General features: G+C 64.3%; 12 protein-coding genes. 3 read left to right on the top strand and 9 right to left on the bottom strand.

Translation table 11 applies throughout. The annotated features are described in order from the left end of the window. Nucleotides 1-217: 217 nt before the first annotated feature. The 4 genes from FHR27_RS25850 to FHR27_RS25835 all read right to left on the bottom strand — a co-directional run bounded on the left by FHR27_RS25850 (nucleotide 218) and on the right by FHR27_RS25835 (nucleotide 3,749). Nucleotides 218-697: a copper chaperone PCu(A)C gene (locus tag FHR27_RS25850; protein WP_179539932.1), complete on the bottom strand. Its 480-nt coding sequence runs from the start codon at nucleotides 695-697 to the stop codon at nucleotides 218-220. Nucleotides 698-756: 59 nt separating this feature from the next. Next, a complete protein-coding gene (locus tag FHR27_RS25845; RefSeq protein ID WP_179539931.1) occupies nucleotides 757-2,121 on the bottom strand; it encodes a PepSY-associated TM helix domain-containing protein in 1,365 nt (454 codons plus the stop codon). A 75-nt stretch (nucleotides 2,122-2,196) separates the two neighbouring features. Next, nucleotides 2,197-2,586, bottom strand: a complete 390-nt coding sequence (locus FHR27_RS25840; protein ID WP_042554845.1) for a DUF2946 domain-containing protein — start codon at nucleotides 2,584-2,586, stop codon at nucleotides 2,197-2,199. 236 nt (nucleotides 2,587-2,822) lie between these two features. Then, nucleotides 2,823-3,749 carry a LysR family transcriptional regulator gene (locus FHR27_RS25835; protein WP_179539930.1) on the bottom strand — a complete coding sequence of 309 codons (927 nt, stop codon included), beginning with the start codon at nucleotides 3,747-3,749 and terminating at the stop codon, nucleotides 2,823-2,825. Between the two features lie 109 nt (nucleotides 3,750-3,858). Here FHR27_RS25835 and FHR27_RS25830 point away from each other — a divergent pair, with 109 nt between their 5' ends. After that, nucleotides 3,859-4,875 carry a zinc-binding alcohol dehydrogenase family protein gene (locus tag FHR27_RS25830; protein WP_042554843.1) on the top strand — a complete coding sequence of 339 codons (1,017 nt, stop codon included), beginning with the start codon at nucleotides 3,859-3,861 and terminating at the stop codon, nucleotides 4,873-4,875. A gap of 198 nt (nucleotides 4,876-5,073) precedes the next feature. Here FHR27_RS25830 and FHR27_RS25825 read toward each other — a convergent pair whose 3' ends face one another. The 5 genes from FHR27_RS25825 to FHR27_RS25805 form a co-directional block, all read right to left on the bottom strand. Next, complete coding sequence (locus tag FHR27_RS25825) at nucleotides 5,074-5,958, bottom strand: ChaN family lipoprotein (RefSeq protein ID WP_179539929.1); 885 nt, start codon at nucleotides 5,956-5,958, stop codon at nucleotides 5,074-5,076. 11 nt (nucleotides 5,959-5,969) lie between these two features. After that, nucleotides 5,970-6,737: a heme ABC transporter ATP-binding protein gene (locus tag FHR27_RS25820; protein WP_179539928.1), complete on the bottom strand. Its 768-nt coding sequence runs from the start codon at nucleotides 6,735-6,737 to the stop codon at nucleotides 5,970-5,972. Further along, on the bottom strand, nucleotides 6,737-7,774 hold the full coding sequence (locus FHR27_RS25815) for a FecCD family ABC transporter permease (protein WP_179539927.1): 1,038 nt from the start codon (nucleotides 7,772-7,774) through the stop codon (nucleotides 6,737-6,739). The genes FHR27_RS25820 and FHR27_RS25815 overlap by 1 nt, the downstream gene beginning before the upstream one ends. After that, on the bottom strand, nucleotides 7,771-8,658 hold the full coding sequence (locus FHR27_RS25810; protein ID WP_179539926.1) for a heme/hemin ABC transporter substrate-binding protein: 888 nt from the start codon (nucleotides 8,656-8,658) through the stop codon (nucleotides 7,771-7,773). Before FHR27_RS25810 ends, FHR27_RS25815 begins: the two co-directional genes overlap by 4 nt. A gap of 101 nt (nucleotides 8,659-8,759) precedes the next feature. Continuing rightward, on the bottom strand, nucleotides 8,760-9,821 hold the full coding sequence (locus FHR27_RS25805; protein WP_179539925.1) for a hemin-degrading factor: 1,062 nt from the start codon (nucleotides 9,819-9,821) through the stop codon (nucleotides 8,760-8,762). Between the two features lie 202 nt (nucleotides 9,822-10,023). Between FHR27_RS25805 and FHR27_RS25800 the strand changes: the two genes are divergently transcribed. Both FHR27_RS25800 and FHR27_RS25795 read left to right on the top strand, forming a co-directional pair. After that, entirely contained in the window at nucleotides 10,024-12,228 is a 2,205-nt protein-coding gene (locus tag FHR27_RS25800; RefSeq protein WP_179539924.1) for a TonB-dependent hemoglobin/transferrin/lactoferrin family receptor, read from the top strand. 94 nt (nucleotides 12,229-12,322) lie between these two features. Further along, nucleotides 12,323-12,640 carry a Rieske (2Fe-2S) protein gene (locus FHR27_RS25795; RefSeq protein ID WP_179539923.1) on the top strand — a complete coding sequence of 106 codons (318 nt, stop codon included), beginning with the start codon at nucleotides 12,323-12,325 and terminating at the stop codon, nucleotides 12,638-12,640. The last annotated feature ends 23 nt before the right edge of the window (nucleotides 12,641-12,663 follow it).

The following is a 12,663-nucleotide window of genomic DNA, read 5'->3' as shown; positions in this document are numbered from 1 at the left end:
TCCCTCGCTACATCGTTGCTCCGAGGGCACGCCGCGAAGGGCCATCCCTGGCCCATCGCGGCTCTCGCGGCATCCATGCCGCTCAACCCTCTACACAACGATTCCACTCGGCCTCCTGAAGGGGCAATTGATGTTGCCTGTGAGCCTTGTGGAAAAAAGCACCTCAGTACGGCGTAGCGAGAACCGTTAGGCAAGTTGCCACGCACGGCAGGTGTGATCAATGCCCCTTATGGTCATGCCCGCTTTCGGCGGCCGGCTCATCCTTCTGTACCGCCACCTCGACCTGCACCTGGCCTGCCTTCTCGAAGGTCAGGGTCAGCGGAAAACGCTCCCCGCTCTTCGCCTGCTGCTTCAGGTTGAACAGCATCACGTGATACCCAATGGGCGCGAATTTGACTTCGCCACCGGCGGGAATCACCACGCTCTGAACCTGCTGCATCTTCATCATGCCGCCCACGTGGGCATGCTCGTGAATCTCCGCCTTGCCGGCTACCGGCGTCTCGACCGACAGCAGACGATCATCCTGAGCGCCCTTGTTGTGCACCACGAAATAGGCGGCGGCGGTCGGCGCCACCGGCGGCATTTCCCGCGACCAGGGATGATCGATATGCAACTCGCCGGCATCGTACTGGTGAGCGTTGGCCAGCAGGCTGGTGCCCAGCAAAGCGGCGGCTAGAACGATTTTCTTCAGTGACATGGCAACTCTCCATGAAGCGATTTGAATGAATGAACGTACCCGCAGGCACGCTCTTGAAATCAGGCCAACCGACGTGCCGAAAGGCGTGACAGCAGCAGAAAGTCCAGCGCCCAGATCAGCAGCAGCGAGACACCGACCAGCGGAAACAGCGCACCGAGCACGATCATGATCGCCACGCCGACCTTCCAGCGCGGCAGGTCATGGCGCAACGGCGGCACGCCAAGGCTGCCGCTGGGGCGCCGACGCCACCACATGATCAACCCGCTGACCGAACTGAGCAGAATCAGCAGGCAGACGACGAACATGAACAACTGATGCGGCAGACCATAGAGCTTGCCCATGTGCAGCATCACCCCGCTCTCCACGGTGCGGGCCGCCAGGCCGTAATCGCGCCAGCGTACATCGGCCAGGACGACGGCACTGTACTGGTCGATATGCAGCGTGGCGTCGTGGCGTGGGTCGTCAGCGAATAGCGCGATGGTGTAAACGCCGGTGGGGGTGGCCGGAAAGGTGATGCTGTAACCCGGATGAACACCACGCTCGCTGGCGATATCGACCACCTGCTGCAAGCTGACGCTCGGGTTGGCCGTGGAGGCCGGCATGGCACCGCCATTGTGCGCCGCATGGGGATCGGACTCCGGCATCGGGGTATTTTCCAGCGCCCAGGGCACGGTCTGTTTATGACTCTGGTTGAGCTCACCGGCCTGCCGGTCCGAGGTCGGTACCTCGTCCCACATGGCCGCCGGGAAGTGGTTCCAGGCACCGGCGAACTGCTTGCCCCAGAAGCCTGTCCAGGTCATCCCGGTGAGCAGCATGAACAGCAGCAACAAGGCGCCCCAGAAACCGGTGACGGCATGCAGGTCGCGCCAGAACAGGCGACCACGGGCCGACAACCGTGGCCACAGCACACCGGCCTTGTTGCTCCCCCGCGGCCACCAGAGATACAGGCCGGAAACCACCAGCACCACGCCCCAGCCCGCCGCCAGTTCGATCAAACGATCTCCCGGCGTACCGATCAGCAGGTCGGCGTGCACCGCACGGGCCAGCGCCTGCAGATTGTCGTGGGCATCCTGAGTGCCGAGGATGGCGCCACTGTAAGGGTCGACGAAAACGTTGCGAGTGCGCTCGCCAACCCCGACGACGAACTGCGCGCTACGGTCGACATCCACCGGCGGCAGGTATTGGCTGACGCTGCCCTGGGGGTAGACCGCCTGCACCCGAGCAAACATTTCATCGGCTGTCAGCGACGGGCCGCTGGCCTGCACCTGCAGCAGATCGGCGTACATCAACTGATCGAGCTGCGGCTTGAACAGGTAGATGATGCCGGTCACCGACAACATGATCATGAAGGGAATGACGAACAGGCCGGCATAGAAATGCCAGCGCCAGGCCAGGTTGTAGAACGAGGGTGTCGCGTTTCTCATGGGAAGCCCGATCTTGTGCGTAAGCGAATTGCCCACGACGCAAAGCGCGCGGCAGGCAAAGACAACTAAACGAAGTCAGGCGGTGAGCGGAGAAGCGCGAGGATTGGCCGATGGCCAGAGATAACGCACGGCCCCGCCGGGTTCGGCAGTGGGGCGAGGGTTGGTCGGGCGCTGGCGTGGCAACAAGCCCAGCAGGCCGAAGAAGGCAGCCAGCGCCAGGGCGACGAAGGTGGAGCACAGCGGGCAACCGGAGCCCGTCGAGGGCATGGGCATGCCGGAATCGACGCCGCCCATGTCCATGCCAGCACTGCCACTGGCATCCAGGGCGCAGTAACCGCCGTCCATGCCGCTGAGCTGCAGACCGGTCATCTGCCCGTGGCCGATGGCACAGGCGAACGCGCTGAACAGGACGCTGAAATACAGCACCCAGGCAAGCAACGAGCGATCAGAGCGGGACAGGTTCATGGGCGACGATTTTAGGGCCTGTAGCGTGTCAGGTGCTGCGGTGGATTGCCGCAGTATAAGGTCTGTTGACGCTTCAGCACGACCGCGTCGGCCCGGCCCTACGGGTTGCGCGGGAAATCTCGCCATACGCCGTTGGAGAACTTGAAAAAGGAACACCATTCCCTGCGTCCTCCGCCTTGCGGATCGCTGCCCGGCCTTGCGAGATTTCTCGCAGCAACGCGGCTTGCGCTGAAGCGTCAACAGACCCTAGCTCCCCACGGAGCCTGCGCCAGCAGTTCGGCGCAGCGCGCCTGGACGAAATCGCGCAACAGGTGCACCGGCTTGCTCAGTTGCTCGCGGTGGGTGCAGATCAGATTGAGGGGCGTCGGCTCCCCCTGCAGATCCGGCAGCAAGACCGTGAGGCGCCCGGCGTGCACGTCGCCTGCCACGTCCAGCCAGGACTTGTACACCACGCCCGCCCCGGCCACGGCCCAGCGGCGCACCACATCGGCGTCATCGCTGAGCCGGTCGCCGGCGACCTGCAGGCTGTGCTCGGCGTCACCCTCATGAAAACGCCAACGCTCGTAGGCGCGACCGCCGAGCATGTAGATCAGGCAGTTATGCTCGCGCAGGTCACCGATCTGCCGCGGCTCGCCGTGGCGCTGCAGGTAGGCTGGCGCGGCGCACAACACCCGGCGATTGCCTGGCGCCACGGGCAAGGCCACCAGTCTCGAGTCTTCCGGTTCACCGTAACGCAGGGCGATATCCACGGGCTCGCGGAACAGATCGGTAACCCGGTCGCCGAGCAGCAGCCGCAACTGCACCTGCGGGTGCGTCTGCATGAAGGTCTCGAGCCAAGGCAGCAGGGTATTGCGGCCGAAATCGGACGGCACCGAGAGCTGCAGCGGCCCGCTGATGGCGGATTTGCTCCCGGCCAGCTGCTGGCGTCCGGCCTCCAGGCTCTGCAACGCCTGCCGGGCATGCTCGAGAAAACCTTCCCCCTCGGCCGTCAGCCGCAGGCTACGGGTCGAGCGCACGAACAGACGCGCCTGCAACTGCTGCTCCAGGCGCTTGAGGCCTGCGCTGGCCACCGCAGGCGAGATAGCGAGCTGGCGGGCTGCGGCAGACAGGCTACCTTCCCTGGCGATGCGCACGAACAGTTGCAGGTCGTCAAAACGCAGCATGGCGTCGATCTTCAAAAAAATATTGAAAGAGACTCTACCTTCATCTGGTTTTTCCTAGCAATGGAATGGCGCAAGCTGCGCTCATCTCACGCCCCTACAGGACTCCTCCATGAAAGCCGTCGCCTATCACCAGTCGTTGCCCATCGATAACCCGCAAGCCCTGCAGGACGTGCAACTGGATGCGCCGACCCCCGGCCCACGGGATTTGCTCGTCGAGGTCAAAGCCATCTCGGTGAACCCGGTGGACACCAAGATCCGTCGTAACGTGGCCCCCGAGCAAGGCCAGGCCAAGGTACTGGGCTGGGATGCCGCCGGCGTGGTCAAGGCGGTCGGTAGCGACGTCACGCTGTTCAGGGTCGGCGATGAGGTTTCCTACGCAGGCGCCATCAATCGCGCTGGTGCCAACAGCGAATTGCATCTGGTCGACGAACGTATCGTCGGGCGTAAACCACGCAGCCTGCCCTTCGCCGAAGCCGCCGCCATGCCGCTCACGGCGATCACCGCCTGGGAGCTGCTGTTCGACCGCTTGCAGGTCACCAGCGGTAGTGTCGACCAAGGCCAGAGCCTGCTGATCATCGGCGCTGCGGGTGGCGTCGGGTCGATACTGGTGCAACTGGCGCGGCAGCTCACCGGGCTGACCGTGATCGGCACCGCCTCGCGCCCGGAGACCCAGGCCTGGGTACAGGAGCTGGGCGCTCACCATGTGATCGACCACAGCAAACCACTGAACGAGGAACTGGCGCGTATCGGCATTCCTCAGGTCACACACGTAGCCAGCCTGACCCAGACCGACCAGCACTACGATGCACTGGTCGAAGCGTTGGCGCCCCAAGGCCGTCTGGCACTGATCGACGATCCGCTCCAGCCGCTGGACGTGATGAAACTCAAGCGCAAGAGCATTTCCCTGCACTGGGAACTGATGTTCACCCGCTCGCTGTTCGAAACCGCCGACATGATCGAACAGCACCGCCTGCTCGACCGCGTTGCCGATCTGGTCGACGCCGGCACCCTGAAAACCACGCTGGGCGAACACTACGGCACCATCAACGCCGACAACCTGCGCCGCGCCCATGCCCTGCTGGAAAGCGGCAAGGCGAAGGGCAAGATCGTGCTGGAAGGTTTCTGACGACGCCCTTAGGGTAGGTCGGGCCGCGCAGGTTAGCGACGCCAGGTATAGCCGTATCAAGTACCGCTATCTCGGCGCGTCGCGTAACCCACCAAGCGATATCCGCCGTAACGCCCATGGTGGGCTACGACGCAACGATCCCCACGCGCCGCTTGCGCCCTGCAACAAGCACCTAATCCACCCTACGAGGATTTTGCGCTACTGAAATCGTGCGCAATGATCCTCGGCGGGTAGCGCTGCGGTGTACCACACGTAGTCCGCTTGTTGCGCCGTTACCGACTTGCCCACCTCGGACAGGATCAGCACCTGGGCGCTAGCGGGTGCGCCCAGGTCACCGAGGTGCAGCGGCACACCCAAGTCACGCCGCACATGAAAAGCGCCTGCGAACAGCATCGCCGGCTGCGGCGCGGCCAGCAACCGTTCGGCCATGCGGCGGTCACGTTGTTGCTGCACCGCCAGCATCGCCGGCAATTGACTCACCGGCAGCTTGTCGCAGTGGGATTCGCGAATCTGCTCCAGCAGCGGCTCACGCACCGCTGCGGCAGTCGAGGCCTGGCCCTGCAGAACAGGCTGCTCACGGTAGATGGCCATGATCTCGGCGCGGTCTAGATTGGCAGCTCTCAAGCCGTAGCGCTGTGCCAACCCATGACGAACGATCGGCCCATACAACGCCCAGGGCCAGCCGTTACTCCACTCCAGCGCCTTGGGCAAATCATCGATCTGCCTGCCTTCTCTCAGTTGCTGCGCGACCTCATCGGCCAGGTGCTGCTGGCCCGAAGCGAGCATTTCCAGCAGCAAACTGCCTTGCTCGCGGCGCTGCTCCAGCGCATGCAGCAACCACAGCTGAAGGGCATGATGATCCGGGTTGTCGTGCTGCTCGCCGACCAGTACGCGGGGCGCCGTGGCCAGCCGCGCCACCAGTTGCTCGGGCGTCAGCCGCTCGCCACTGTGCAGATCGACGATCTGCCCCAGTTCGGCATGCCCGTGTCCCTGCGGGCTTTGCCACGCAGGCAGCGGTGCCAGAACAGGCTGGCTTTGACAGGCGGCGAGCACCAACAGGGCAAGCAACAGAAGACTACGCATGAAAATTTCCTTCAGCGGGCAACGATGAGCGGATGCCCCCGCTCGGGATGCTGCTGCACCAGCACCTCGAGACCGAACACCGCCTGCAACGGCTCGGCGCGCAGCACCTCGGCGGGCAGGCCGATGGCGTGGGTTCGCCCTTCGTTGAGCAGCAGCAGACGGTCGCAGTAGCGCGCCGCCAGATTCAGGTCATGGAGGATGACCAGCACCGCAGCGCCCTGTTCGGCAAAACGGCGCACGGCCTGCAGCGTGGTGTGCTGATGCAGAGGGTCGAGCATGGACGTGGGTTCGTCGAGCAACAGCGTCTGCTCGGCACCACCAGGCCACAGCTGGGCCAGAACCCTAGCCAGGTGCACGCGCTGACGCTCGCCACCTGACAATTGCAGATAGCTGCGCTCGGCAAGGTGCTCGGCATCGGCTGCCTGCAGCGCCTCGCGGACGATCTGCGCATCACGGTCACGACCAGTGTCATGGGGCATGCGTCCCATGATCACCACATCACGGACCGCAAAACCGAAGCTCAGTGACGAACTCTGCGGCAGCACCGCCAGGCGTCGTGCCCGTTCCCCACCCTGCCAGGCGCTCAATGGACGATCGCCGAGCGACACTTCGCCCGTTGCCGCCGCCAGCTCGCCACACAGGGCACCGAGCAAGGTGCTCTTGCCAGCACCGTTCGGACCGAGCACGCCCAGCACCTCTCCGGGCTGCAACTGCAGATCGATATCGGCCAGCACCTGTTTGTCGCCGCGCTTGATCGACAGCTTGCGTGCACTGAGCATCAGGTGCGCCCCCGGAGCAGCAGATAAAGAAAGAACGGGGCGCCGATCAATGCGGTAACGATGCCGATGGGCAGTTCGGCAGGCGACAGGATCAGCCGCGCGAACAGATCGGCCAGCAACAACAGACTGGCACCGGCCAGCGCCGAAGCGGGCAGCAGAACGCGATGGTCCGGGCCGACCAGCAGGCGCACCAGGTGTGGCACCACCAGGCCGATGAAACCGATCATTCCGGCCGCCGCCACTGCCGCGCCGACTCCCAACGCGGTGCAGAACACCAGCTCGCGCTTCAGCCGTTCGACCGCAACGCCCAGATGGCGGGCCTCCGACTCACCGAGTAGCAAGGCATTCAGCGCCTGGGCCCGACGCGGCAGCCACAGCGCCACGGCGAGGGTCACCAGCAACAGGGGCCAGAGGCGCGCGTAGCTGGCGCCATTGAGGCTGCCGAGGTTCCAGAAGGTCAGGGTGCGCAAGGTGGCATCGTCGGCCAGGTAGGTGAACAGGCCGATGCAGGCGAATGCCAGCGCATTGAGGGCGATCCCGGCGAGCAGCATGGTGGTCACGCTGGTCTGGCCGTTGCGCCGCCCCAGACGGTAGACCAGTGCGGTAACCACCAGCCCGCCCAGAAAGGCGCACAGCGACAACAGATAGGGCGCGAACAGCTCGGGAATGCCGCCCAGTGCCGCGCCACCGACGATAGCGACAGCCGCACCGAGCGCCGCACCGCTGGAGACGCCGATCAGACCGGGGTCGGCCAACGGGTTGCGAAACAACCCCTGCATCGCCACACCACACAGCGCCAGCACGGCGCCGACCGCAAGGCCCAGCAGCGTACGCGGCATACGGATCTGGCCAAGAATCAGCTCGGCCTGCTGCAGACCGTCACCTTCCAGTGGTAACCCGCTCAGGCGCAGCGCGGCACGCAGGGTGTCACCCAGCGGAAGACTGACGGGCCCGAGTGCCAAGGACAGCCACAGCGCGAGCGCGAGCAGCAGGCCCAGTGCGATAAACAGTGAGCGCGGGCTGATCACCGGTCTCATGGGGTCGCGGGGGTAAGCGGCGTACGGCCAGGGTAGAAGGCCGCCGAGAGCTCGGCGAGACCGGCGGGAATGCGTGGGCCGAGGCCGCCGACCAGCAAGGTAGGATCGATGGCCACCAGGCGCCCTTCTTTCCCCGCCTTGGTCGAAGCCAGCGCCGGGTTCTGCTTGAGCAGTGCCTGCTTGGCCTCGTCACCGCTCAGGCGGCGATCGGCGAAGATCACCACCTCGGGGTCCAGTGCCAGCAACGCCTCGGTGGACAGCGCCTTGTAGCCATCGTGGTTGGTCAGGTTCTTGCCGCCAGCGTGCTCGATCATCCAGGCCGCAGCCGTGTCCTGCCCGCCCGCCATGGGGCTGCTGCCTGCATGCCCGAGCAGCAGCAATACGCTGGGCGTCTTGCCGTCGGCCTGGGCCTTGGCGACCCAGTCGGCCTGTTCGCTCAAGCGCGCCTGGTAGGCGTTGAAAACGCTTTCGGCGTGCGCTTCGTCGCCGAGCAGTGAGCCGATACGTTGCAGGTTGCCATGCAGTGCCTGCAGGTCGGCTTCAGCCGACAGGGTTTCCACCTTCACTCCGGCTGCTGCCAACTGCGCCAGCACCGGCGGCGGGCCCATCTCCTCGGTGCCGAGCAGCACCTCGGGACGCAGCGCGAGGATGCCCTCGGCAGCCAGCTGGCGCTGATAGCCGACACTCGGCAATGCCTTCAGGGAGGCCGGGTGCAGGCTGGTGGTGTCGACCCCCACCAGCTTGCCTTCACCCCCCAACTCGACGACCCACTCGCTGAGCGAGCCCCCCGCGCTGACCCAGCGCTGAGGCAGGTTGTCGGCACTCGCCACCAGCGGCGACAGCAGGCTGGCGAACAGGGCGAATACGGCGATAGGGCGGGTCATGGATCAGGCTCCAGAAAAACACGATTCGTATCCCAGCCACTGCAAAACGTCGGTGGCCAGGGCTGGCAGTGTAGCCGCAGACAGGGCGGCTGCCTTTGCTTTCAGGGTTGCAGGGCCGGGGTTTCCTCCGCCAGGCGGCGCCAGTCCTCGCGTTCCGGCACACCCGGCTTGCGCGCACCGAACAGCTGCAGGATCAGCTCGCCATTGGCATCGAAGGCTTCCCAGCTGGTGATCACACCGTCGCTGCTCGGCTTGCGCACGCGCCACAGTTGGTGGACGTCGTTGGCCTTGAGGTGCAGGTTGAACTGCGGGTCCAGCACGTTGAACCAGGTATCCATCCAGCGCAGGTTGCTCACCGGGCCGGTATGGATCTGGATGCAATGCCGGTTGCCGACGAACACCATGATCGGCACCTCGGCAGCCGCAGCGCGCTCGAACACGCCCGCCAGGGCATCGGGCGCCAACCTCTCGGCCCACTCGCCGCCTGCCAGGCGCAGGGCCTGGGTGCGGGTCGCAGCGTGGGTCTTCAGCAAGGCGAAGAAATGGTGGGTGTCCTTGAGCGTCGCCCAGCCGACACGCAGGGCCTCGACATCGATCTGCTCGTCCGCCCGCGGCGCCGCGGGCTCCGGCAGAGCCCTCAGTTCGAGTTCAGGCAGTTGCTGCGCAGCACGGAATCGCTCGACCAGGGGCTCCCAGGCCGCCAGCTGGCTGTACTCGGTGAGGTACACCTTGTGCACCGCCATGCCCTGATGATCGAACACCTGAACGCTGCGCATCGCTCCGCGCGGGCTTTGCTCCTCGACGGCGAACACGCTGGCCCAGCCACCGAGAAACAGGCGCAGGTCGATATCCGCGGATACCACCAGGCCCATCTGGCCATTGCCGGTCACCGTCACGTCGCGATAGACGCCCTTGCGCTCGTGCACGCAGGACTCGTTGCGGGTCAGCGCCATGACCTGGCCGAGCTCGCCCAGCGCAGGCAGCAGCGTTGCCCACTCGGGGCGCAGGCGCACTGCATCCACGCCCAGTCGGCTGGCCGTCAGCTCGGCTTCGCTGACACCCAGCTGCGCTGCCGCATCACGGGCACGCAGGTGCGGCTGTTCAACACGCAGCGCCTGCCAGGAGGCGTACAGGCCTTTGCCGGCACCGGATAGATCGCTCATCACTTCAACTCCTTGCAAGCCCCGCTGACCAGGCGAGGGAAACCGCAGACTGGAAAAGGGTAAACGCCCCGTTCCGAGAGCGAAACGGCGCAAATATTAAATCATCTTAATTGTCATGAAGTCTCGTTTACAAACGATAATCACTAGCATTAAATATGTCATCCCTGCCTATCCGCTGTTCGACATGATCGAGGAGAACCGCATGTCGCCCACCCCGCCTTTCCCGCTTCGCTCATGCCTGGCCCTGTTGTTGCTCGGACCGTCACTGGTCAGCGCACAGACCCTGCAACTGGACCAGACCACGATCAGTGCGACCCGCACGGAACAGAGCACCAACAGCGTTCCCAACACCGTGTCGGTGATTACCGAACAGGATATCGACCGCAAGACGGTGAAGAACATCAAGGACCTGACCCGCTACGAACCGGGTGTTTCGGTCAGCGGCACGGGCAGTCGCTTCGGACTGTCAGGCTTCACTATCCGGGGCATCGGCGGCAACCGCATCCTCACTCAAGTGGACGGGGTGCCCATGCCGGACGCCTTCACCTTCGGGCCATTCCTCGACGCACGGCGCAATTATGTCGACCCGGATACCCTCAAGCGTGTGGAGATCATCCGCGGCCCGGCCAGTTCGCTGTACGGCAGCGATGCCATTGGCGGTGCGGTCAGCTTCCTGACCAAGGATGCCGCCGATTACCTCGAAGCCGGCGACGACACCTATGCCCGCCTCAAGACCGGCTACGACGGGGCAGACGACAGCTGGTCGCGCAGTGCGACGCTGGCCGCCCGCCAGGGCTCACTCGATGGTCTGCTGCACCTGGGCAGGCGTGACGGCCAGGCCCTCGACACCTACGGAGGCCGAAGCGGGATAGGTGCCAGCCGTGAAGAGGCCAACCATCAGGACTACACGGCCAACAACCTGCTCGCCAAGATCGGCTGGAATTACCTCAACGACGACCGCCTGCAACTGACTTACGAGCGTTACGAGGACGATGCCGACACCAGGGTGCTCAGCGAATACAGCACCGCGGCCACCGTGCGCACCTCCGATGCAACCGACAACACCGATCGCGACCGGATCAGCCTGCTGCACAGCTTCGCTCTGGATACTGCGCTCAGTGATCATGTCGAATGGCAACTGAGCTATCAGGAAAGCCAGATCCGTCAGCGCACTTACCAGCAGCGTTTCAGCGGCGGCAGCTTGCGTGAGCGCAGCCGAGACTCGACTTATCAGGAAGATCTCTGGGCCTTCAACACCAAGTTCGACAAGGCCTTCGAGACCGGCCCGGCCAACCATCGACTCATTTATGGCTTCGACTTCAAGCGCCTCGAGAGCAGTGACCTGCGCAAAGGCCGTGAAGTGTTCGCCAGCAGCGGCCTGCCGGTTCCGGCGATTCCTGGCGACGAGACTTTCCCGCTCAGCGACTTCCCGGATCCGACCTCGACCGAATATGCGTTCTTCGTTCAGGACAATATCGAGATAGGCCGCTGGACGTTGCTGCCTGGCCTGCGCTACGACCACTACGAGATGAAACCGAAGGTCACTCAGCACTATCTGAACAGCCAACCGGTGAACCGCAACCCATCGGACTATCGGGACGAGGCCATCTCGCCGAAACTCGGCATCACCTATCAGATCGACGATGCCCACAGCGTTTACGGTCAGTACGCGGCAGGATTCCGAGCGCCGAATCCCGTGGACATCTTTGGCGAGTTCATCAACTTCGCCCGCAACTACCAGACCATCGCCAACCCCGGCCTGAAACCGGAGACCAGCGACAGTTACGAGATCGGCCTGCGCGGTCAGTACGATAGCGGCGCCTTCGGTGTGGCACTGTTCTACAACCGTTACGATGATTTCATCGAGCAGATGACGTTGGCCAGCGACCCGACCGGCGCCGGACGCATGACTTTCCAGTATCAGAACCTTGATCGCGTCACGATCCGTGGTGCGGAGGCCCGCGGTGAGCTATTGCTCGAGAGCTTCGGCATGCCTGCCGGCAGCCATCTGCGTAGCGCCATCGCCTATGCACGCGGCAAGGACGAGGCAACCGGGCAACCGATCAATAGCGTCGACCCGCTCAAGGCGGTGCTCGGCCTTGGCTACGATGCGCCGAGCGGCCAGTTCGGCGGTGAGCTGACCTGGACGGTGGCGGCCGCCAAGAAGCGTGTCGACCAAACGCAGATCGCCAACCAGTTCGAGCCCTCGGGCTACGGCACCCTCGATCTCAGCGCTTACTGGAATATCGGTTCCGGCGTATCGGTCAACGCGGGCCTGTTCAACCTGACGGACAAGCAATACTGGCAATGGGGCGACGTACGCAGCCTTACCGAGAACAGCTCGAGCCTCGGGCGCTATTCCCAACCGGGACGCCACGCAGCCTTCAACCTGATCTGGGAAATATGAACAGCGCAACCTGAGCCCATTCGCGCAAGGACGCGCGCCCCCTTCCATCGCCAGGCCGATCCGGGATAATCCCCGCTCAGGCCTGGAGACTTCGATGATTCGTCTATGCGCCCCGCACGAGCTTCCGGAAGCTCAAAGCCGGGGCTTTTCCGTTACAGGTACGCAGCTGTTCGCCGTACGCAAGGGCGGCGAGGTGTTCGTGTACCGCAACCGTTGCCCGCATCGCGGCGTGCCGCTCGAGTGGCAGGCGGACCAGTTCCTCGACCCCAGCGCAAGCCTGATTCAATGCGCCCGGCATGGTGCGCTGTTCCTGATCGAGTCCGGCGAGTGCGTGGCCGGGCCCTGCGAGGGCGATGCTCTGCACGTGATCAACAGCAAAGAGGATACGGACGGGATCTGGGTCGATCTGTAGGTCAGAACCCGGGTATCGCTTCG

Source organism: Pseudomonas flavescens (assembly GCF_013408425.1).
GTDB lineage: Bacteria > Pseudomonadota > Gammaproteobacteria > Pseudomonadales > Pseudomonadaceae > Aquipseudomonas > Aquipseudomonas fulva_A.
The sequence above is the reverse complement of the archived record's forward strand: the minus strand, read 5'-3'. Positions and strand labels throughout refer to the sequence as shown.